This window comes from Amycolatopsis sp. NPDC058340, from assembly GCF_042723975.1.
Taxonomy (GTDB): Bacteria; Actinomycetota; Actinomycetes; order Mycobacteriales; family Pseudonocardiaceae; genus Amycolatopsis.
The window spans coordinates 253,015-273,475 of the sequence record NZ_JBHXIB010000006.1; the positions used below are offsets into that span (position 1 = coordinate 253,015).

Annotated in this window: 20 protein-coding genes; 5 read left to right on the plus strand and 15 right to left on the minus strand. The window is 69.7% G+C overall.

The features are described 5' to 3' along the window. The first annotated feature begins 33 nt into the window (after positions 1 to 33). The 3 genes from ACFWIW_RS11260 (at position 34) to ACFWIW_RS11270 (ending at position 2,321) form a co-directional block, all read left to right on the plus strand. Entirely contained in the window at positions 34 to 639 is a 606-nt protein-coding gene (locus ACFWIW_RS11260) for a DNA-binding response regulator (RefSeq protein ID WP_378368321.1), read from the plus strand. Between the two features lie 167 nt (positions 640 to 806). Then, entirely contained in the window at positions 807 to 1,586 is a 780-nt protein-coding gene (locus ACFWIW_RS11265; protein WP_378368322.1) for a BTAD domain-containing putative transcriptional regulator, read from the plus strand. 48 nt (positions 1,587 to 1,634) lie between these two features. After that, on the plus strand, positions 1,635 to 2,321 hold the full coding sequence (locus tag ACFWIW_RS11270) for a winged helix-turn-helix transcriptional regulator (RefSeq protein ID WP_378368323.1): 687 nt from the start codon (positions 1,635 to 1,637) through the stop codon (positions 2,319 to 2,321). Positions 2,322 to 2,360: 39 nt separating this feature from the next. Here ACFWIW_RS11270 and ACFWIW_RS11275 read toward each other — a convergent pair whose 3' ends face one another. Next, entirely contained in the window at positions 2,361 to 2,981 is a 621-nt protein-coding gene (locus ACFWIW_RS11275) for an L-threonylcarbamoyladenylate synthase (RefSeq protein WP_125695428.1), read from the minus strand. Positions 2,982 to 3,334: 353 nt separating this feature from the next. Between ACFWIW_RS11275 and ACFWIW_RS11280 the strand changes: the two genes are divergently transcribed. Beyond that, positions 3,335 to 5,656: a sensor histidine kinase gene (locus ACFWIW_RS11280; protein WP_378368324.1), complete on the plus strand. Its 2,322-nt coding sequence runs from the start codon at positions 3,335 to 3,337 to the stop codon at positions 5,654 to 5,656. Between the two features lie 7 nt (positions 5,657 to 5,663). Here the strand turns inward: ACFWIW_RS11280 and ACFWIW_RS11285 are convergent, their stop codons facing one another. The 8 genes from ACFWIW_RS11285 to ACFWIW_RS11320 form a co-directional block, all read right to left on the minus strand. Then, positions 5,664 to 6,272, minus strand: a complete 609-nt coding sequence (locus tag ACFWIW_RS11285) for a DNA-binding response regulator (RefSeq protein WP_081976077.1) — start codon at positions 6,270 to 6,272, stop codon at positions 5,664 to 5,666. Between the two features lie 207 nt (positions 6,273 to 6,479). Continuing rightward, on the minus strand, positions 6,480 to 6,671 hold the full coding sequence (locus ACFWIW_RS11290; protein ID WP_037347770.1) for a hypothetical protein: 192 nt from the start codon (positions 6,669 to 6,671) through the stop codon (positions 6,480 to 6,482). 269 nt (positions 6,672 to 6,940) lie between these two features. Continuing rightward, positions 6,941 to 7,495, minus strand: coding sequence for a carboxymuconolactone decarboxylase family protein (locus tag ACFWIW_RS11295; RefSeq protein ID WP_378368325.1), 555 nt, complete (start codon positions 7,493 to 7,495; stop codon positions 6,941 to 6,943). Beyond that, on the minus strand, positions 7,467 to 7,943 hold the full coding sequence (locus ACFWIW_RS11300) for a DUF6187 family protein (protein WP_378368326.1): 477 nt from the start codon (positions 7,941 to 7,943) through the stop codon (positions 7,467 to 7,469). The genes ACFWIW_RS11295 and ACFWIW_RS11300 overlap by 29 nt, the downstream gene beginning before the upstream one ends. After that, positions 7,936 to 9,255, minus strand: coding sequence for an FAD-dependent oxidoreductase (locus tag ACFWIW_RS11305; RefSeq protein WP_378368327.1), 1,320 nt, complete (start codon positions 9,253 to 9,255; stop codon positions 7,936 to 7,938). Before ACFWIW_RS11305 ends, ACFWIW_RS11300 begins: the two co-directional genes overlap by 8 nt. Positions 9,256 to 9,263: 8 nt before the next feature. Continuing rightward, positions 9,264 to 9,749, minus strand: coding sequence for a DUF6423 family protein (locus ACFWIW_RS11310; protein ID WP_240594690.1), 486 nt, complete (start codon positions 9,747 to 9,749; stop codon positions 9,264 to 9,266). Positions 9,750 to 9,990: 241 nt separating this feature from the next. After that, positions 9,991 to 10,299 carry a DUF6235 family protein gene (locus tag ACFWIW_RS11315; protein WP_016332236.1) on the minus strand — a complete coding sequence of 103 codons (309 nt, stop codon included), beginning with the start codon at positions 10,297 to 10,299 and terminating at the stop codon, positions 9,991 to 9,993. Positions 10,300 to 10,401: 102 nt separating this feature from the next. Beyond that, positions 10,402 to 10,551 (minus strand): hypothetical protein, encoded by a 150-nt coding sequence (locus ACFWIW_RS11320; protein ID WP_378368328.1) that lies wholly within the window; start codon positions 10,549 to 10,551, stop codon positions 10,402 to 10,404. A gap of 290 nt (positions 10,552 to 10,841) precedes the next feature. Here ACFWIW_RS11320 and ACFWIW_RS11325 point away from each other — a divergent pair, with 290 nt between their 5' ends. Further along, positions 10,842 to 11,018, plus strand: a complete 177-nt coding sequence (locus ACFWIW_RS11325) for a hypothetical protein (RefSeq protein WP_378368329.1) — start codon at positions 10,842 to 10,844, stop codon at positions 11,016 to 11,018. A gap of 198 nt (positions 11,019 to 11,216) precedes the next feature. Here ACFWIW_RS11325 and ACFWIW_RS11330 read toward each other — a convergent pair whose 3' ends face one another. Genes ACFWIW_RS11330 through ACFWIW_RS11355 form a run of 6 tightly spaced genes read right to left on the minus strand, consistent with a single transcriptional unit; the run spans position 11,217 to position 20,140 of the window. Continuing rightward, a complete protein-coding gene (locus tag ACFWIW_RS11330; protein ID WP_378368330.1) occupies positions 11,217 to 11,408 on the minus strand; it encodes an acyl-CoA carboxylase subunit epsilon in 192 nt (63 codons plus the stop codon). An 11-nt stretch (positions 11,409 to 11,419) separates the two neighbouring features. Next, the gene (locus ACFWIW_RS11335; protein WP_378368331.1) at positions 11,420 to 13,123 is read right to left on the minus strand and encodes an acyl-CoA carboxylase subunit beta; all 1,704 of its coding nucleotides are present in this window, start codon (positions 13,121 to 13,123) and stop codon (positions 11,420 to 11,422) included. Next, a complete protein-coding gene (locus tag ACFWIW_RS11340; protein ID WP_378368332.1) occupies positions 13,120 to 13,287 on the minus strand; it encodes a DUF6222 family protein in 168 nt (55 codons plus the stop codon). Before ACFWIW_RS11340 ends, ACFWIW_RS11335 begins: the two co-directional genes overlap by 4 nt. 17 nt (positions 13,288 to 13,304) lie before the next feature. Beyond that, on the minus strand, positions 13,305 to 13,877 hold the full coding sequence (locus tag ACFWIW_RS11345) for a flavin reductase family protein (RefSeq protein WP_378368333.1): 573 nt from the start codon (positions 13,875 to 13,877) through the stop codon (positions 13,305 to 13,307). Between the two features lies 1 nt (position 13,878). Continuing rightward, a complete protein-coding gene (locus ACFWIW_RS11350; protein WP_005154182.1) occupies positions 13,879 to 14,319 on the minus strand; it encodes a thioesterase family protein in 441 nt (146 codons plus the stop codon). A gap of 1 nt (position 14,320) precedes the next feature. Further along, positions 14,321 to 20,140 (minus strand): SDR family NAD(P)-dependent oxidoreductase, encoded by a 5,820-nt coding sequence (locus ACFWIW_RS11355; RefSeq protein ID WP_378368334.1) that lies wholly within the window; start codon positions 20,138 to 20,140, stop codon positions 14,321 to 14,323. Positions 20,141 to 20,461 lie beyond the last annotated feature (321 nt).

Here is a 20,461-nt window from a genome sequence, read left to right on the forward strand (position 1 = left end):
AGTTAGCGCGTTTCTGGGGAAGAGGAGGTCGGAGTGATCCGAGTCCTATTGGCCGAGGATATGCACATGGTCCGTGGCGCCTTGGTCGCCCTGCTGAACCTCGAACAGGACATCGAGGTCGTCGCCGAGGTCTGTTCGGGCGACAAGATCCTTCCGATGGCCGCGGAGTATCTCCCGGACGTCGCGATCATCGACATCGATCTGCCGGCCAAGGACGGGCTCACGGCCGCTTCCGAGCTCTGCCAGCAACTTCCGAGCGTCCGCACGCTGATCCTCACGTCGCTCGGCCGTCCGGGCACCGTGCGCCGCGCGCTCGACGCGAAGGTCAACGGCTTCCTGCTCAAGGACGCGCCCGCCGACAAGCTCGCCAACGCCGTCCGTTCGGTCGCCATCGGCCGCCGGGTCATCGACAGCGAACTCGCGTTGTCCGCCTGGGAAACGGAAGACTGCCCGCTGACCCCGCGCGAGGCGGAGATCCTCCGTCTCGCCGCGAACGGGCGCACGGTCGCCGACATCGCGGCCGAGCTGTTCCTGTCACCGGGAACCGTGCGGAACTATCTCGCCACCGTGGTCACGAAACTCAACGCCCGCAACAGGGTGGACGCCATCCGCATCGCCACCGATTCCGACTGGCTCTGACCCTTTCCGCGTCTTCTCTTTTGCCACAACCGGTTCACCGCTCCAAGTCGTGACGATCGCATACGGCGCAACGAAGAAATCATGGTCCGCCGGGTGTTTCCGGCACTGTTCCGAAGGTTCCGCCTCTGTCACCGTCATCGAGGGGGAGTCCGCCGACGGGGCAGGGGATGCACGCGATGACCATCGAACCGGGTGACACGGCCAGGCTGCTGGGGCCACTCGAGCTGTACATCGGCGGTGCCGATCGCGCGCCGAGCACGCCGAAACTCCTGCAGCTGCTGGCGATGCTGCTCATCCGTCCCGGCAAGACGGTCCACGTCGACTCCCTCGTCCACGAGCTGTGGAACGACGCGCCCCCGCGCAGTGTCCGCCGGACCCTGCACACCTACGTCCACCACCTCCGCCGTCACCTCGACCCCGGCGGCAACGGCGGCGTGCTGGTCACCAGCGCGCCCGGCTACCGGCTCGAGATCGACGCGGGCGTGGTGGACGTGTCGGAGTTCCAGCGGCTCCACCGGCTCGGCCGCGATCTGCTGGCCGAGGGAGACAACGCGGCGGCCGCGCACGCGTTCCGTACCGCGCTGGACCTGTGGTCCGGTCCCCCGCTGGCGAACATCCACTGTGGACCGACCTTGGCCGCGTACACCGTCTATCTGCTGGAGCATCGGCGTAACGCCCGCGACCTGTGGATCGAGGCCGAGATCCGGGCGGGCAGGCACCGGGAGATGCTCGGCGTGCTGCGGTCGCTGACCACCGCCGACCCGTTCGACGAGACCCTGCACGCCCACCTGATCCGCGCGCTGGGGCTCAGCGGACGGCGCAGCGACGCGCTGGCGTCCTACGAGTGGCTGCGATCCAGGCTCGAGGACGAACTGGGGGTGACACCCTGCGCCGAACTGCGAGAGCTGCACCGCGAACTGCTCTCCGAGGGACATCCGATCCGCTGAACGAGCACCACCCGCCACCACCAGATCAAGGAAACTGAGGAGTCAAGCATGACCGCTCGCACCTATGGCCAGTTCTGCGGCCTCGCCCGCGCGCTCGAGATCATCGGGGAACGCTGGTCGCTGCTCGTGATCCGCGACCTCGTGCTCGGGCCGAAGCGTTTCGACGAGCTCCAGCACGGCCTGCCGAAGATCCCGACGAGCATCCTGTCGACCAGGCTCAACGAACTCGAACGGCACGGGGTCGTCCAGCGCCGGGTGCTCTCGCAGCTCGACGCCGGGGTGGTCTACGAGCTGACCGAATACGGCAACGACCTCGACCAGATCCTGCTGCAGCTGGGCCTGTGGGGCGCCCGTTCGCTCACCGACCCGGCCGCCGACGACCTGTTCACCCTCGACGCGGCCATCCTGTCGCTGTACACGACGTTCCAGCCCGACGCGGCCCGCGGCATCGACTGCGCGTTCGAACTGCACTACGGCGATCAGATGATCGTGCACGCGGTGGTCGAGGACGGCGCCATGACGGCCGGGGAGGGCCCGCATCCGAACCCCGACCTCGTCATCGAGCCGCGCGGCCCGGTCGTGCTGAAGCTGCTGAACGGCGAGATGGACGCCACGAGCGCGCTCACCTGCGGCGCGGTGGCCATCAAGGGCGAACCGGCGATGCTGGAGCTGTTCACCAGGCTGTTCCACATCCCCTCGGCGCCGTCGAAGGCCGAAGGGCTCGTCACGCACTGAACCGCCGGCGCGCGGGGCCGGAGAGGCCGGCCCCGCGCGTCACTCGAAGCGCGCGGTGTCGCCGGCGCCCCGGCGCACGATCTCCGGCTCGCCCGACGAGAAATCGATGACCGTGGTGGGCTCGACCCCGCAGTCGCCGGAGTCGATCACCGCGTCCACCACGTGCTCCAGATGTTCCTTGATGTCCCAGCCCTGGGTCATCGGCTCCTCCTGGTCGGGCAGCAGCAGCGTGCTCGACAGCAGCGGCTCGCCGAGTTCGCCGAGCAGGGCCTGGGTGACCACGTGGTCCGGGATGCGCACGCCGACGGTCTTCTTCTTGGCGTGCAGCAGACGGCGCGGAACCTCCTTGGTGGCCGGGAGGATGAACGTGTAACTGCCCGGTGTGGACGCCTTGACCGCGCGGAAGACCGCGTTGTCCACGTGCACGAACTGGCCCAGCTGGGCGAAGTCCTGGCACACCAGGGTGAAATGGTGGCGGTCGTCGAGTTTGCGGATGCTCCGGATGCGGTCGATGCCCTGTTTGTTCCCCAGCTGGCAGCCGAGGGCGAAACAGGAGTCCGTCGGGTACGCGATGAGCCCGTCTTCGCGCAGGATGTCGACGACCTGTCCGATCGCGCGTCGTTGCGGATTCTCCGGATGTACGTCGAAATACCTGGCCATGCGCAGAGCTTAGGGCCACCGGCGCCCCGCCGCCGCGAGCGCCCGTCCCGCGTGGCGCACCCCGGGTGGCGTACAAAGTGGAACCCACGTCTTCCATCGTGGCGTGTTCCGCGACCGCCCGCGTGGTCCGAACGCCCCACACCCGTGCGGGTGACCGTCGGGATTTCCCTGTCCCGGTGCGGGAAAACGTCTCCTTGATCATCCTCCCCGCCGTCACGGAAGCGGGAACCGGGGTAACGAAGATGGGTTAGGATCCGAATCACACGGCGATGGAGGTCGTGCGACGGCCTCGGCCGTCGCAAGGGGGCAGCACGACAAGGATCAAGACGTCTTCTGTTACCACTGGGGTGCCTGTGCCGGAACAGCTCGCGGTGACCGCCGAACCGCTGGGTACCGCCGGAGTCGACCGGCGTCCGCGGCGGGCGCTGTTCCTCGCCGCGCTGATCATCACCGTCGTCTTCGTCAACTCCTGCCTCTTCGGTCTCCTCGCGGTCTTGTTCCGTCCCGGGGTGGACTTCTGGCAGGGCCTGCTGGCCGTGCTGTACGTCGGGCCCGTCCTGGCGATCCAGCTGCTGTACTTCAGCAGGCCGGCGGTCCGGCTCGACACCAGGCTCGCGAAGGTGATGCTGGCGGTGCAGGCGTGTCTCGCGTTCCTGTCGACCCTGCACTTCGACGCGGCGCTGAGCTCGCTGACCACCCTCGCGGCCGGCAGCGCGCTGCTGCTGTTCCGGCCGCGGACGGGCTGGACGGTGTTCACCGTGTTCATGGCGGGCACGATCTGGATCCTCTGGACCTACGACGAGACCTGGCTCGGCGCGGTGTTCGACAGTGTCACCGCGGTCCTCTACGCCCTGGTCGTGTACCTGCTGACCTGGCTCGCGCGGCTGGTGACCGAACTGCACCAGGCCAGGACCGAGCTGGCCAGGCGCGCCGTGGCCGAACAGCGGCTGGCCTTCGCGAGGGATCTGCACGACCTGCTCGGCCTCAGCCTGTCCGCGATCGCCCTCAAGGGCGAGCTGGTGCACCGGCTGCTGCGGAAGTCACTGACCAGGGCACGTGAGGAGCTCGCCGAGATCACCGGGATCGCCCAGCGGACGCTGTCCGACGTGCGGTCGGTGGCCAGGGGCTACCGGGAGCTGTCGCTCGACAAGGAGTCGCGGACCGCGGTGTCGCTGCTCTCGGCGTCGAACGTCGCGGTGCGGGTCGACCTCGAGCAGGTCGAACTCCCGGTGAAGCTGCGCACCCTGCTGGCGAAGGTGCTGCGCGAAGGGGTCACGAACGTGCTCCGCTACACCGGCGTCGAGCACTGCGAGATCACCGTGCGCGAGAACGACGGCCGGGTCGCGCTGGAGATCGTGCACGACGGGACGGCGCACGACGACGTCCCCGAGGAGACGGCCGAGAGCCTGCGCGAGGTGACCGAGGAGGTCGCCGGGCACGGCGGGAAGCTGAGCGCGGGCCCCGACCCGGCGGGCCGGTGGCGGCTGCACGCCGAACTCCCGGTGCCCGAACGGGCCGAGCCCACCGAGGCGGCGCTGGCCGAGGCGTCGGGGCACTGGTCCCGGATCGACGCCAGGAACGTCCAGTGGACGATGACGGTGGTCTTCATCGTCTTCAGCCTCTCCGCGATGGCCAGGGCGTTCATGCTGACCGACGACGGCTGGTCCCTCGCGCTCATCGCCGGCTATCTCACCGCGCTGACCACGCTGCAGCTGTCCTACTTCGCCCGCCCGAACGTCCGGCTGCGCTCGCGGCAGAGCTACGCGCTGCTGTTCGTGCAGGCCTGCCTCATCTTCCTGCCGCTGATCCCGCTCGGGAGCGCGTGGGTGAGCCTGCCCAGCCTGTTCGCCGGCACCGCCCTGCTGGTGCTGCCGCCGCTGGCCGGATGGACGGCGTTCGCCGTGACCGCCGCCGGTGTGGTGGCGATCCGGATCGCCTACGGCACCGACTTCCTCGGCGGCTTCTACACCTTCGCCTCCATCCTGAACACCGGGCTGATGGTGTTCGGGCTCATCTGGCTGATCCGGCTGGTGACCGAACTGGGCGAGACCAGGAAACGCCTCGCCGAGGTCGCGGTCGCGGAGGAGCGGCTGCGGTTCGCCCGCGACCTGCACGACCTGCTGGGGATGAGCCTCTCGGCGATCGCCCTGAAGAGCGAGCTGACCAGCCGGATCATGGACATCGACACCGATCGCGCCTCCGACGAGCTGCTGGAGATCCTCGGGCTGACGCGGCAGGCGCTGAGCGACGTCCGGTCGGTGGCGAGCGGCTACCGCGAACTCTCGCTGGATCAGGAGTCCCGGTCGGCGCAGGCGGTCCTGGTGGCCGCCGACGTCCAGGTGCGGCTGGAGATCGAGCACGACGACCTGCCGACGACGGTGCGGACCGTGCTGGCCGTGGTGCTGCGCGAGGGCGTGACGAACGTGTTGCGGCACAGCAAGGTCGAACGCTGCGAGATCGCCGTGCGGCGGACCGGCGACGGCGTCGCGCTCGACATCGTCAACGACGGTGTGGTGAACGGGCGGCCGCCGAAGCCGGAGCAGCCGGTGCGGGTGGAGGCCCCGGGCAGCGGCATCACGAACATGTCCGACCGTGTCGCCGGGCTCGGCGGGGAGCTGACCGCCGGCGTGGAGCCCGACGGGCGGTTCCGGCTGCGTGCCGTGGTGCCCGTTTAGATCCGCGCTAGATCCAGCCGGACTCTTTGGCGATCCGGATCGCGTCGACGCGGTTGCGCGCGTTGAGTTTCGACACGATCGTGGTCAGGTAGTTGCGCACGGTTCCGGTGGAGAGAAAGGCCTTCGCCGCGACCTCCAGGGTGTCGCGGCCTTCGGCGGTCAGCCGCAGGACGTCGATCTCCCGCGGGGTCAGCGGGCATTCCACGGTGTCCCAGGCGGCTAGGGCCAGATCGCCGTCGACCATCCGCCGCCCGGCCGCCACCCCGCGCACGGCGTTGGCGAGTTTCTCCGCGGGCGCGTCCTTCAGCAGGAAACCGCTCACTTTGGCCGCCAGCGCCCGGCGGAGCGTGCCGGGTCTGCCGAGGCTGGTCAGGATCAGGGTCCTGACCTCCGGGAGCTGCTCGTGGAGCTCGGTGGCCGCGGTGAGCCCGTCCTTGCCGGGGAGGTCGATGTCGATGATCGCGACCTGGGTGCGGGAAACCCTTGCGGCGGGGAGGATCTCGTCACCCGACGCCACCTCGGACACCACTTCGATATCCGGTTCCAGCCGCAGCAGCGCCACGAGCGCCCCGCGGACGATGTGCATGTCTTCGGCCACGAGAACCCTGATCACCATGGCGCCGTCCCCTCACGCGCACCCCCATGGCCCCAACATAAACACGCCCGCACCGAACGCGTTCCACCGTTCGGGTGGTGAGTCGGCGGGGCGAAAGGGTCACGTGGAAACGGATTCCGCGGTCGGTCGGCTACTTTCCGTCGAGCACGCGCACGAAACCGGCCGCCACTCGCCTTCGGGGTGCGAGTGACGGCCGGAGAGGTGCGCTCAGCTCGCTTCGGCCAGCGGCGGGGCGGTGCAACAGGCGCCGGTGAAACAGCTGAACGCCTCGCCCCGGTGCTGGTTGGTCCAGTGGTCGAACCGGTCGATCACGAGCTCGACCTGGTCCCCGGCGAACCCGGTGTCGATCCCCCGGACGGCGAAGAGCGAGCGGACGTTGTCGGTCGCGGTGTTCATCATCGATGGCTCCCAGGCTGTTCGGTGGTGTTCCTTCGATGAGGAAATCGTGCTGCTCAGGGCGGGTACGCGGCCAGTGCCATGCATCATCGCGGGGATGTGCTTTTCACCTACGCCGGAAGGTGCCCTTCGCCTGCTCCGTTTCCGCGATCATGGGCACCGGACGGAGTAATGGGCACCGTTTTCGACGACGGAACGTGGCCGGGCGGTCTCAGCACGAAATGGTGACCGCTCGTGGTCACCACGTGATTACCCGCACCCGGATGGACCAGTCAGCGGGAAGTCTCTTCGAGCAACGCGGCCAGGCCGGCGTAGCCGGCTTCCTTCAACCGCACGCCCGAGATCTTCGCGTAGGCGGCGTCGGCGCGGATCCCGAGCCCTTCGACCATCCGGTTCATGAAGTTGAACAGGGCGCACACGAGGACGGCGTCGTGCAGCGCGGTCTCGTCCCAGCCCGCCGCGTACACCGCTTCGGCGTCCGCGTCGGTCATCCTCGCCGGAGTGCGCGTCAGCTTGCCCACGTAGGCCAGTACGGGCTTCATCCGGTCGTCCACGGGCGAGGAGTCGAGATCGGCCAATGCGGCCGCCAGAAGCCCTTCCGGCACACCGAAAGCCTCCGCGGTGACGGTGTGGACCCCGTGGCAGTACCGGCAATCGTTGACGCCGGAGACGTAGGCCGCGATCAGCTCCCGCTCGCCCGCGCCGAACGCCGACGGCGCCCGCATGAGAAGTTCGTGGAACTCCAGCAGTTTCGCCGCGGGCGCCGGGAACTTCCGGAAGACCTGCAGCAGGGTGGCGTCAGTCGGCAAAGACCCGAGATAGGACATCCTGTGTACCGCTCCCCTTTTCCGGCGCCCGTCCGTGCGCGGCGAACTCATCGACGTCGTCGCGACGCAGCCAGCAGGCCGCGAGGCACGCCACCGATGCCGGGCCGAGCCCGGTCACCGTGGCGGTGACCCGCGCGGTGGCGTGTTCCCATTCTCGGCGCAGGGAACCCGCCGCCGCCATCTCCGGACCTGCTTCGATCAGCGGGCGGACCGCGCGCCAGCGGAGGATCCCGGCCTCGACGAGCGCGTCGAGGCCGAGGTCGAGCGCCTCGTGCCGGGCCTGATCCACGGCGAGGGCCACCAGCGCGGGCTCATCGGCGAGCCGGGCCAGCCCGACCCCGGCGAGCAGGCGTTCGGCGTCCAGGCCCAGCAGGATCACCCCCGACTCGGTCGAGGGCGCGTCGTCGATCGACGGCAGGGTGAACCGGGAGTCGTAGGGTTCAGACACGGGCGACGTCCTTCGTGACCGTCCTCAGCGGGGTGTCCCGGCGCAGGTTCCCGGCGACGGCCGCCGCGACCCGGGCGGTGGCGACACGATGGCCGTCGATGTTGCGGGCGGCCGGGCCCAGCGCCATCCCCGCGGCCGCGCCGACGGCGAAGACCCGGGGCGCGCCGGCGTAGGCGAAGGTGCGTTCGTCCAGCCGCGGCCAGCCGCCGCGATCGAGAACGGCTTCGCCGGGCATCAGGCCGTCACCGATCGACGGCGTGGTGCCCAGCGCCAGGACGGCGTGGTCCACGGAAACCCGGGAACCGTCTTCGAGGTGGAGCCCGACGCCCGGCGTCACCTTCGTGATCGCCTTGCCGCGATGCACGATCAGCCGCCCTTCGGCTTCGGCCGCCTGGAGCATGGGCCGGAACTCGAACATGATCGACGCGCGCCGGAACCGGCCCATCAGTTCGAGCCGCTCGGACCAGCTCACCCCGTCGAAACGGGCACGGCCTTCGGGACGGAAGAACGACGAGTTGACGTCGGCGCACTGGTAGCGCTCGCCCGCTTCGCGGACCACCCAGTGCACCTCGCGCCCTTGGGCGAGCCCGTTGGAGATCAGGTGCGCGGCGGTGAGGCCGGCGCCGACGACGGCGAGACGTTTCCCGCCGCCGGGAACGGGTTCGTCCCAGTAGCTCACGCCGCGCGGCGGATGGCCGCCACCCCACCAGGTTTCCGGCGCGGACCGGCGTTCCTCGCCGAGGCAGAGCACGACATGGCGCGCGGTGACGGAAAACCGGTCCGCGCGCACGGTGACCGCGTCCGAGGTCGGCAGCACCTCGCGGACCGAGCCGCGCCAGGTCCGTTCGGTGACGTGGTGGCTCGCGGCCAGATGACGGCAATAGGCCTCGAAGACGTCGACCGGGACGACCGAGCGATGCCCGGCCTGCGCCATGCGGATCTCCCGGCGCTCCACCGGGGTCAGCACCGACCAGTGCAGCCGCGCGAAGTCCAGCAGTTCGCAGTCGCGGTAGCCCTCGACGCCGGGGTGGTGTTCGTACGGCGACCGCAGCACGCGCTGGCCGAGCAGATCGACGCGGTCGAAGAACCGGCCGCAGGGGCGGCCGTCGCGGTCGACGACGACGAGGTCGCGGACGCCGTGGTGCCACAGGGCGGAAGCGACGGCGAGCCCGGCCGGGCCCGCGCCGACGATGACCACGTCGGCGGCGGGCGGCGGTTCGGGGGTGCGCGCCGCGCGGGCGCCGGGGAGAACGGGCCACTCCCGCCCGCGCGGCGATTCGAGCAGATGGGGTTCCGGGACGAAAGTGATCACCGGCGTGCTCAGCCGATCACGGTCACCGGGACGATCAGCTCGATCACGGGGCGCTGCTTCATCCCGTTGCCGATCAGTTCGTCCAGTGTCTGCTGCGACTGCTCGGCGGTGTCGGTGGCGATCGGGCTGTAGCGGGAATAGGAGTAGGTCGGCTTCCGCCCGCCGGCGTCCAGCGAGTACACCTTCAGCACGGCCTCGCCGGGCCGGACCTCACCGTCGTAGAAGGTGAGACGGCGCTGATCCGGCGTCATGAAGGATTTCGAGAACTGGCGGGAAAGCACGAGGGTGTCGGCGTCGTTGACGAAGGTCGAGTCCTCGTCGGTGACGACCTGCATCGCGACCCAGGTCTTGTCGGTCAGGTTGGTCTCGGATTTGATCACCTGCCAGCGGCCGGGTTCGGGGAGATTGACGCTGACCGAGATGTCGTGCTCGGTGGTGTCGATCGCCCCGGAGATCATCAGCACCCTCCGGCGGACGTCGGCGACGCCTGCCATCTGAATGTCACGCGCACGCACCCGGGTGGAAACATCCAATCCCGGGAATTCAGGAGATGACATCTTTCATGCCTCCAGATCTCGACGACCGCAATTCCAGACCGGCAGAATTTTCCCCATCCGCAAACACTCGCAGAATTTCACGCCGAACTGGACGATGTCAAGGTGAGGAACACATGATCCACTGGTACGAAAGGCTGCCGGTACCGAGGCGCGGACTGGGCCGTTCAGCGGTACCGACTCAGGAGCCGTCGACGTCGTCCGCCCAAGCCGCGGCGGGCGTACCGTGCTCGAGCGCACCGATGTAGACAATCTCGAACGAGGAATCGGTCCGCTTGAGCCCGATCCGGATGACGAGATCGTGTTTCACCAGAATGATGAACTGATGCGGATCACGGCCATCTCCGAAAATGTCGTAGATGAGAAAAGCGGATCCGTCGGCTACCGCGAAAAGCGCTTCGTAGATAACATTGCGATCGGCCTGCGGAGCATTGATCGCCCATTCTTCCAGCACCTGCAAACCCGACGTGAGCTGGAGGCGCATAGCCATCCGGAGGCCTCCTCGTGGTCTGGCCGGTTCGCGGGCGATCTTCATTCTCGCGCGCGCCATACCCGGCGGTCTTCTTTGTCCGTGCTGTCGTACGGGGGTGACCTAGTTGTAGCCGAGGACGATGTGCTCGGCCGGGAAATCGTTTTCGGCGGCCTGCCTCGGCTCCGGGACGAACGCCGTCGCGTCGGCCTCGGCGGCCCCGGTCGGGTCGAGATCATCGGTCACGACCCAAATTCGCACCTGTGCCGTCATGATGTTCCTCCCGGCCTCGGATGAAAGACTCACTTGACAACCAAGGATGGCCCCGTCCGATCGGGAGCCGGTCGTGAGGTGCTCGAGAATGCCGGCGCGCTCCGATGAGCAAAGGAAAAGTCGCCGGTGACGGGGCGGCGGTAGTGCCCTTGTGGTACCCCGAAACCCAAGGAGCGCGCCATGACCGAACGTCTCGACCCGTATGAGATCTACGCCGAAGACGAGCTCGACGTCGACCTGCTGGGCCTGTCGTGGCCCGACCCCGCGGTCCCCGAGCAGCGGGACCGGCAATGAGCGCGGCGGAGCGGCAGCGGACCTGCGCGGCCTGTGGAGGCCCGTTCGCGCCTGGGGAGCGAACGGAGCTGGAGACGGTGGTCGACGGAGGGATCCTCTACGTCGCCGTGCACACCGGCCACAGTACGTATCCACCGCGGCGGGAGACCGAGGCCGCGCGACGGCTCGCGTGAGAACACGTCGCGAAAGCCACTTTCGGGACATCAGACGTCGCGAAAGTGGCTTTCGCGACATCAGGCGACGCTGTCGGCTTGTCCGGGCGGTAGGGGTCTCGGCTGTGCCTGTGTTCCCTGTCCGTGAAGGCCTCCTTGAGGGACCCAGAGTCCCTCAAGGAGGCCTTCACGGACTTCGGACCATTACGCGCAACGGGCTCAGCGCAGCACCGAGGTACGCCAGGTCGGCGCGACGAGCGGCGACCAGGCCGGCCGGGCGGGCGCCGCGGGCGGGGGCGCGGCCGAAGCCAGCGCGGTGAAGACGGCGACGAGCGCCGCCAGTTCGGCGTCTTCCGGGTCCCCCCGCAGGACCCGGAAGACCGGCGCACTGTCCATTCCGGACGGTGACATGGTTCCCCCGTTCAGATCGGGTGGTTGCCGTGCTTGCGCTGAGGCGCCGCCTTTCGCTTGTCCTGCAGCATGTCCAGCGCTCTGGCGACGGCGGACCGGGTGTCCGCCGGGTCGATGATGTCGTCGACAAGGCCGCGTTCGGCCGAATACTGCGGGTTCATGAACTCCTCGGTGTACTCGGCGACCAGGTGGGCGCGCAACGCGTCCGGATCGGGCGCGACGGCGAGATCCTTGCGGAACAACACGTTCACCGCACCCTCGGCGCCCATCACGGCGATCTGGTTGGTCGGCCACGCCAGTGAGAGGTCGGTCCCGATGGACCGCGAGTCCATCACGATGTACGCGCCGCCGTACGCCTTGCGCAGGATCACCTGCACACGCGGCACGGTCGCCTCGCAGTAGGCGTGCAGCAATTGCGCCCCGTGCCGGATGATCCCGGAATGCTCCTGCTCGACGCCCGGCAGGAAGCCCGGGACGTCCACCAGGGTCACCAGCGGGATGCTGAACGCGTCGCAGAACCGCACGAATCGCGCCGCCTTCTGGGAAGCCGGGCCGTCGAGCACGCCGGCGAACACCACCGGCTGGTTGCCGACCAGGCCGACCACGCGCCCGTCGACCCGCGCGAGCGCGCACAGCACGTTCCGCGCCCACCGCTCGTGCAGCTCGAAGAACTCGCCGTCGTCGGCCAGTTCCGAGAACACGTCACGCATGTCGTACGGCTTGTTCGGCTCCACCGGGACGAGTTCGGCGAACCGCGGCCGCCGGTCCTTGCCCGCGTCCTGCGACGGCTCACGGGGCGCGGGCTCCAGGTAGTTCGACGGAAGCAGCGACACCAGGTACCGGACGTCGGCGAGACAGCTCTCCTCGTCGTCGTGCACCACGGTCGCCACACCGGACGACGCGCCGTGCACGTCCGCGCCGCCCAGTTCGTCGTGGCTGACCCGTTCCCCGGTCACGGTCTCGACGACGTCCGGCCCGGTCAGGTACATGCGAGCGGTGTCGCGCACCATGAAGACGAAATCCGCGAGCGCGGGCGAATACGCCGCCCCGCCCGCGCACGGCCCCAGCACCACGCTGATCTGCGGGATGACACCGGACGCCTCGACCTGGCGGCGGAAGATACCGCCGTAGCCGTTGAGCGCCATGACGCCTTCCTGGATCCGCGCTCCCCCGCTGTCGTTGAGCCCGATCAGCGGCGAACCGGTGGCGATCGCCAGATCCATCACCTTCTGGATCTTCGCCGCGTGCGCCTCGCCGAGCGAACCGCCGAAAACGGTGAAGTCCTGCGCGTAGACGAAAACGCGCCGCCCGTCGATGGTGCCGGAGCCTGCGATGACGCCGTCGGTGTACGGCCGGTTCTCCGCCAGCCCGAGCCCGCTCGCCTGATGCCGCCGGTACAGCTCGACCTCGGTGAAGGAATCGGGGTCCAGCAACAGATCCAGCCGTTCGCGCGCGGTGTGCTTGCCGAGCGAGTGCTGCCGCCGGACACCGTCGAGCCGTCCGTCGACGATATGCTCGCGCAGTTCTTCACGCTGGGTGCGGAGCAACGGCATCGTCGGTTCCGGTGGATGCACCGGTTCGGCGCCGCGGGCGAGCGGGATCACCTGCCCGTCGGTCGGCCTCGGGATCCGGGGGCGCCGCAGCCGGTCTTCCGGCAACGGCACCACCTCGGAGTCATCCGCGCGCTGGGCGCCCGGATCGCCCTGCAGGGTCACGCCGCCTCCCTCATGCGGGCCTCGCGGTCGAGCTCGTCGAGTTCGATCTCGCGCACGATGTCGCGCCAGCACACCCCCCGCCCGAGCCGGGGCATCGTGGTCACCACCGGCGGCCGTTCGGCGGTGGGCGCCGGGGCGGGCGTGGCGGATTCGTCGATGGTCATGGCATTCCCTCTTCCTGTCAGGCCGATGCCCGGATCCGGCCGTCGATCTGGTGGTAACCGCCGCCGTAGAAGACGAGCGAGTCCTGCGCGGTGCCTCGGCTGGAAGCGACCACCTTGCCGAGGAAGATCGAGTGGTCACCGCCCTCGTAGACCTCCGCCAGCTCGCATTCCAGCCACGCCAGCGCGCCGTCGAGCAGCGGCGCGCCGGTCTGCGGCCCGGCCGTCCAGTCCACCGAGTCGAACTGCGCGAGCCCGGCCGGGCGGCGCCAGTCCGCGAAGTACTTCGCCAGTTCCTTCTGGTCCGACGCCAGCACCGTGACCGCGTACGAACCCGCCGTCACGATCGCCTCGTGCATCCGGGCCGCGCGGGAAACGCAGCACAGCACCATCGGCGGCTCCAGCGACACGGAGGTGACGGCGTTGGCGGTCATCCCGTGCGCCCGTTCGCCCCCGGCGGTCAGCACGGTGACCCCGGTGGCGAACTGGCCCATCACCTCCCGCAGGCCGGCCTGCGCGGACAACCGGCGCCGGGCGACGGGGGTCGGCAGCCGTTTCAGCACCGGCCGCGAAGGTTCCTCCAGCGTGGCCACGTCATTCCCCCTTGCCGTCGACCGCGTACGGGGCCAGCGCCTCACGCAACTGCTCGGGCACCCGGCTGGGCACCGTGGCCGTGTTCGGGCCGCGCATGCACGCGATCCGCTGCCGTCCGCGGGCCACCAGCCGCTCGCCTTCCGCGGTGAGGTGGACGTAGTCGAAGGTGAACTGGATCTGGGTCTGGGTCAGCTCTTCCAGCCGCAGCCGGATGGACAGCTCGTCGAACGCGGTGATCTCCGCGTAGAACTCGCAGTCCACCTTGAGCGTGAACAGCTTGAGGTCGTGGCGGACCTCTTCGAGCACCGCGGGTGCCTTCTCCTTCAGGAACATCTCGCGGCACCGGCCCTGCCAGCGCACGTAGTTCACGTAGTAGACGTTGCCAACCAGGTTGGTCTCTTCGAATCCGACCGTGTGGAGGATCTCGTAGTAGTCGGCCATGTCAGCTTTCCTCTCCCTGGAGCACGGCGAAGACGACGGGATCGGTCCGGTCGTTGACGGTGGTCACCCAGGTGGCGATGCGGGCGGCGCCGTGGGAGAGCACCGCCCAGCCGTCCGGGTCGACCCGGTGCACGGTGAGCGCCTGCGACATGTCCCCGGTCTTGCGCACGCATTCCAGCGCGCTCCAGACCCTGGTGTGCGCCACCGAAAGCGGCTCGCGGGCGTCCGCGGCCAGCAGCTCGCCCACCGCGAGCAGATCTTCGCCGAGCAGGCCCGCCCAGTCCTCCGGCGTCCGTTCGATCGCCGTTTCGACGTCGCACGCGATCCGGCCGCTGCCCGCGATGGCCAGGGTGAGCTCGGCGCTGTGCGACGCGCTCACCTCGACCCCGTCGGCCTCCGGTTTCCCGTCGGGGCGGTAGCGGATCTCGAGCGGCGCGTCGACGGCGCGGCCGGCGGCCAATGCCGTCTGCGCCCGTCGTTCCGGCGTGGACTCCACGGAAACCCCGACCGGATCCGGTTCGACGACGATCGCGCGGGACGAGCCGAGCAGCCGTTCGACGGAACGCTCCAAATAGGACCCGAGCATCGACGGGACCCACGGCCCTTCGCCGTCGCGTTTGCGCACCGCGCGCAGCTTCAGCCCTTCCCACCGCTCGACCAGCTTCCCGTCGGGGTTGCGGACGTCGAGGTCGTAGACGTAGCTGTCGCCGTCCTGCGAACGCTCGCGGGCGTCGAGGAGCACGTACTCCGGGTGCTGCTCGCCGGGTTCGGCGAGGTACAGCCGCTCGATCCCTTGTGGCAGCAGGGTCGCGTCCGGCACACAGCACTGGATCGCGTGCATCATCGCGTCGCGGGTGCCCGGGTCGGCCAAAAGCTGTTCCTGCGGGAGGAACGGCGCGAACCAGTCGACCTCGGCGCCGGTCGCGATCTCCGCGACCGCGTGCCGCGCGCTGGCCCGCCGGTAGCCGGTGACCCGCTGGAATCGCTTGCCCTGGAACAGGACCGTGCCGTAGAGCTCGGTCGTCGGGTCGACCGGGACCGGCGGCAGCGCGACGTCGCGGGCGACGGTGTCGCCGAGCGGATCCGGCCGGGAGAACCGCAGCCGGGCCCGGAAGTGGTCGGCGCTGAAACCGGTCTCCCCGCTGCGCAGCACCACGTCCACCGTTTCGGCGTCCCTGGCCAGCGCGGCGAGCCGGATCGTGGTCGATCCGCCCGGCGAGACGATGATCGGGCGCAGGAACTCGACGTCGGAGAACACCGGCGCCGGCAGGGTTTCCGCGGCCAGCGCGGCCTTGGCGACCTGGGTCATCGCCTCCATGCCGATCACCGCCGGGAACAGCAGCTGACCGTCGAGCAGGTGGTCGGCCAGATACGGGTCGCTGCCCGCGGACAGGTCGGCCTCGGTGATCAGCTCGACCCCCGGATAGTGCACGACGGCGCGGTCGACGAAGCGGGTCAGCGGCAGTTCGCGTTTCTCCACCGGCAGGGTGGCCAGCCCGGCGGTCCGGCCGCAGACGACCAGTACCGACGGGGCGGCCGGATCGCCGACGACCTGGCGGAGGATCTCGATGCCCTCCTCGGTCGGGATGGGGGTGATGCCGTCGCGCATCAAAGCGCTGACCACACCGAGCTTCTCGCCCATCCCCGTCCCGGACCAGACCGACCATTCGAGCGCGATCGCCTTGGCCCGCGGGTGTTCCTGGCCGAACCGCACGGTCAGCTCGGTCATCCAGTCGTTGGCCGTGGCGTAGTGCGCTTCACCGCGCAGACCCGCCCGGCCGATGATGCTGCCGAAGGTCACCAGCAGCTTGATCTTGTCCTTGTCGACGGCGTCGAGGACGGCGTGGAGACCGCCGATCTTCGGGGCCAGCGTCTTGCGGAAACTCTCCTCGGTCAAGGAGAACAGCGCGGCGGGCTCGTTGCGGCCCGCGCCGTGCAGCACGGCGGTGACCGGGCCGAACGCCTCCTGCACCCGGCCGATCGCGTCGGCCACCTGCCTTCCGTCGGTGACGTCGGCGCGCTCGTAGCGGTAGGTGATGCCGGCCGCCGCCATCCGGCCGAGGTTCTCCGAAAGTTCGGTGTCGTCGGCCGGGTCGCTCCGGCCGAGCAGCGCCAGTTTCGCGCCGGAATCCTTGGCCAGCGCCAACGCGCTCTCGGCGGTGATGCCCTTGCCGCCGCCCGTGACGAGCAGGACGTCGCCGGTGTCGAGCGGGGTGCCTTCGGCCTCGGCCGGGGTCAATGCGGCGAGCTTCGGCACCGTGCGGATCCCGGCGGTGTCGTAGCGGACTTCGCTGAAGTCGGTCGTCGCCGCCACTTCGGTGACCACTGTGGACACCGCGGCGTCGAGCGCCTCGGGATCGACCGGCGCGAGGTCGGCGAGGTCGACGATCGTGGTGCGGGCCGACGGGTCCTCCAGCCGGAGCGTCTTCGCCAGGCCTGAGGCGCCGAGACCGTGCTGCACCACGACGAACCGCGTGCCGTTGGGCGCGGCCAGCACCGCGCGGCCCGCGTCCAGGAACAGGCCGACGTCGCCCGAACCGCTGTCCGCGTTCAGGCAGAGGAGGACACCGTCGCCGAGACCGGCCGTCGCCAGTGCCGCGCGCAGCGGCTCCGCCAGCGGATGACCGGCCGGGGCGAAGGCCGTCCACTCGGCGGTGGAGATACCCGTGGCGAGGTCGGGCGACGGCTTCGGCGCGACGACGTACTCGACCGCGAACGGCCGGACCCACGGCCCGACCCCGGCGACCTCGGCCTGGTTGCTGTCGGCGGGTTTGGCGGTCTGGGCGAGCTCGTCGATCATCTCGGCGAGTTCGCCGAGACACACGGTCGCGAAGTTCGGCATGCCCTCCAGCGCCGGTCGGCCGAGCGCCCTGGTCACGTCGTTGACCAGCTGGCCGACGGTGATCGACGAAAGGTGCAGATCGTCGAGGGGATGCGTGTCGGCGGTGACCGCTTCGAGCGGCAGCTCGACCCGTTCGGACGCGAGTTTGCGCAGCAGGTCGAGGGTGCTGCTGCCGCCGCTTTCCGAAGCCGTTCCTGCGGCCGCCTCGGCAGGCTCGGCGACCCGGTCGCGGGCCAGGACGGCGCCGATGGACGGCGCGGCCTCGCACGGGCTGGCGAGGAACGAGAATTCGCCGTCCGCGGGCAGCGGCCGCACGACACGGCCGTCGAACAACGCGGCCGTCTCCAGCTTGGCGCCGAACGCGAACGCGGCGCCGGCGACCTTCAGCACCGGGGCGAGCGTCAGGCTGTCGGTGTCGATCGAAAGCGCCGGGGTGCCGGGTGCGATCGTCCCGAACAGGCCGGTGAGCACGCGGCCGGGGCCGACCTCGATCACCAGGTCGCTGCGCTCGGCGACCTTCGCGGCCGCCTCGCGGAAGCGGACCGGCAGGACCACCTGGTCGCGCAGCAGATCGCGCAGGTCCTCGGCGGCGTGCAGGACGTCACCGGTCACCGTGGAGACGACCGGCCGGTCGAGCCGGGCGAAGTCGAACGCGGCGAGTTCCTCGGTCATCGCCTCGGCGGCCGGGACGACCGCGGGCGAGTGGAAGGCGTGCGAGACGTTGATACGCGCGGCGGTGACCCCTTCCGCGCGGGCACGGGCGACCACCCGGTCGATCGCCTCCGACGGTCCGGAAAGGACGGTCTGCTCTGGCGCGTTGTAGCCCGCGATGACGACCTCTTCGCCCTCGGCGAGCCCCTCGGCGACGCTCGGCGTGGCCGAGATCGCCGCCATGGCGCCGTTTCCGTCGCTGGCGGTCGCCATCACCCTGCCGCGGATCTTGGCCAGTTCGAGGACTTCGCGTTCGGTGAGCGCGCCGCCCCAGTGCAGGGCGGTGAGCTCGCCGAGGCTGTGGCCCGCGACCGTGCCCGCCTCGATGCCGAGGCTCTTCAGCACGCGGAGCCCGGCGAGCGAACCGGTGACGATACGCGGCTGCGCGACGTCGGTGGCGACCTGGTCGGCGCCGGTGGACAGGTTCGCGGCGCGGAAGATGTCGTCGGCGTGCGCGAACCGTTTGCGCACCGCGCCGACCCTGCCCTGCCCGGAACCCTGGCCGGGGAACAGGAAACCGATCTTCGGGGCACGGGAGTGCGAGCCGGCGAAGATGCCTTCCTTGGCGGAGAAGACTTCCGGTTCCCCTTCACCGAGCAGGTCGAGGAGTTTGGCCAGTTTGCGCTCGGCGTCGTCCGGGCCTGCCGCGACGATCGCCGCGCGGACCGGTTTCCCCGACAGTTCGCGGGAAAGCGTGCCCGCGAGGTCCGCGAGTTCCGCGAACGAGAGCTTCGGCACGATCTCCAGCAGACCGGTCACCCGGCCGCGCAGCGACGCGGCGTCGTCGGCGTCGAGGAGCAGCAGTTCGCTGTCCTGCCGTCCGGCGACCAGCGACCTGGTCCGTTCGTCGAGTTCCTTGCGCCGGGCCGCACCCGGCGCTTCGGTGACGGTGACGTGCGAGTTGATTCCGCCGAAGCCCATCGCGGAGACACCGGCGCGGACCGGCTGGTCCGAGGGCCACAGCCCGGCCTCGGCGGGCACGTACATCCGCGCGGAGTCGCCGACCAGCGACTCGTGCGGTTCGAAATGGCCGGTCGCGGGCGGGATGACCTGGTGGTAGACCGCCAAGGTCGCCTTGATCAGCCCGGCGACCCCGGCGGCGGCCTTGGTGTGGCCGATATTGCCCTTGATCGTGCTCAGCGCGGCCCGTTCGGCGAGCGGGTCGGCGTCCCGGCGGGCGGTGGAGAGCGCCTCGATCTCGGTGGCGTCGCCCAGCGCGGTCCCGGTGCCGTGGCCCTCGAAGTAGGAGACGGTCTCGACGCCGTAACCGGCCTTGTCGTACGCCCGCTTGAGCGCGAGGCGGTGCCCCGAGGCCTCGGGACGTGTGATGCCGCCCTTGCCGTCGGACGAGACACCCCAGCCGCCGATGGTGGCGTAGATCCGCTTGCCCTGCGCGATCGCGTCCTCCTCGCGCATCAGCACGAGCATTCCGGAACCCTCGCCGGGCCAGAACCCGTTGGAATCGGCGTCGTAGACCTTCATCTCGCGTTTGGCGAGCGCGCCGGTCTTGGCGAACCCGATCACCTCGAACGGGTCGATCGACAAGTCGACACCACCCGCGATGGCGACGTCGAGGTCGCCCTCCGAAAGCGCGTTCGCCGCCGTGACGACGGAAAGCAGCGAAGACGAGCAGGCACCGTCCACAGTGAACCCGCCGCCGCCGAAGTCGAAGAAGTTGCAGACCCGGCCGGCGATCGTGTTCGCCAGCCCGCCCGCGAGCGTGTCCTCGTCGATCTCCGGGAAGGGCGCCTTGTACTGCGCTTCGAGATCGTGGAGGAACTCGGCGGTGTCGCCGTCGGCCCAGCCGCGCTCGGCGAGCGCCGCCGCGACCGTGCGGCGCACGTACGGCCAGCGCAGCCGCATGATGTTGGCCCGCGAGAACTCGCCGGTGAGGCTGTTGCCGATGACCACGCCGGTGGCGGGCCTCGGCAGCCCCTCGCCCTCGGGGAAACCCGCGTCCGCCAGTGCCTGCGCGGCGACGTCGAGCGCCAGCCAGTGCGTGGTGTCGGTCGAACGGAACGTGCTGCCCGCGACCTTGTACTTGATCCGGTCGAATTCCCAGTCGCGGAGGACCGCGGCCTTCTGGGCGTAGAAACGGTCCGGTGCCTTCGGGTCGGGCGAGTAGTAGTCCTCGCGGTTCATCCGCTCGTCGGGCAGCCTCCGGAACGCCCGGCGGCCGGCGAGGACGTTCTCCCACAGTTCTTCCGGGGAACCGGCGTCCGGGTATCGGAGACCGATACCGACAATCGAAATCCGCTCAACGCTCATGCCACCGCACTCCCCTAGCTCTCAACCACTCAAGTCACGGAATCCGGTCCCGGCGCCGGCTCTGTCCCCAGATACGCGGCCGCCGTCCGTTCGCGCAGTCCGGTCAAGCATGAACCGGCGGCGGGCGAGAAGTCTTCTCTCTGGTTGTTGACCGGGATCGGCACCCGGAATCACGTCGCGAAGGCCGGACCGCCGACGTTGCGAAAGCCACTTTCGCAACGTTGATCGTTGCGAATGTGGCTTTCGCAACCTGCCACCTTCGCCTTACCCCAAGAGCCCGTTCCCGGGACGAACGCAGGGCCTTTTGGTCCAGTGCGACAA

Bases quoted from the DNA above. Each gene is read 5' to 3' on its own strand.
- ACFWIW_RS11320 (WP_378368328.1), bottom strand. From the start codon at position 10,551: ATGACGGCACAGGTGCGAATTTGGGTCGTGACCGATGATCTCGACCCG.
- ACFWIW_RS11340 (WP_378368332.1), bottom strand. From the start codon at position 13,287: ATGACCATCGACGAATCCGCCACGCCCGCCCCGGCGCCCACCGCCGAA.
- ACFWIW_RS11315 (WP_016332236.1), bottom strand. From the start codon at position 10,299: ATGGCTATGCGCCTCCAGCTCACGTCGGGTTTGCAGGTGCTGGAAGAA.
- ACFWIW_RS11310 (WP_240594690.1), bottom strand. From the start codon at position 9,749: ATGGCAGGCGTCGCCGACGTCCGCCGGAGGGTGCTGATGATCTCCGGG.
- ACFWIW_RS11270 (WP_378368323.1), top strand. From the start codon at position 1,635: ATGACCGCTCGCACCTATGGCCAGTTCTGCGGCCTCGCCCGCGCGCTC.
- ACFWIW_RS11355 (WP_378368334.1), bottom strand. From the start codon at position 20,140: ATGAGCGTTGAGCGGATTTCGATTGTCGGTATCGGTCTCCGATACCCG.
- ACFWIW_RS11275 (WP_125695428.1), bottom strand. From the start codon at position 2,981: ATGGCCAGGTATTTCGACGTACATCCGGAGAATCCGCAACGACGCGCG.
- ACFWIW_RS11290 (WP_037347770.1), bottom strand. From the start codon at position 6,671: ATGATGAACACCGCGACCGACAACGTCCGCTCGCTCTTCGCCGTCCGG.
- ACFWIW_RS11265 (WP_378368322.1), top strand. From the start codon at position 807: ATGCACGCGATGACCATCGAACCGGGTGACACGGCCAGGCTGCTGGGG.
- ACFWIW_RS11325 (WP_378368329.1), top strand. From the start codon at position 10,842: ATGAGCGCGGCGGAGCGGCAGCGGACCTGCGCGGCCTGTGGAGGCCCG.
- ACFWIW_RS11285 (WP_081976077.1), bottom strand. From the start codon at position 6,272: ATGGTGATCAGGGTTCTCGTGGCCGAAGACATGCACATCGTCCGCGGG.
- ACFWIW_RS11350 (WP_005154182.1), bottom strand. From the start codon at position 14,319: ATGGCCGACTACTACGAGATCCTCCACACGGTCGGATTCGAAGAGACC.
- ACFWIW_RS11295 (WP_378368325.1), bottom strand. From the start codon at position 7,495: ATGTCCTATCTCGGGTCTTTGCCGACTGACGCCACCCTGCTGCAGGTC.
- ACFWIW_RS11330 (WP_378368330.1), bottom strand. From the start codon at position 11,408: ATGTCACCGTCCGGAATGGACAGTGCGCCGGTCTTCCGGGTCCTGCGG.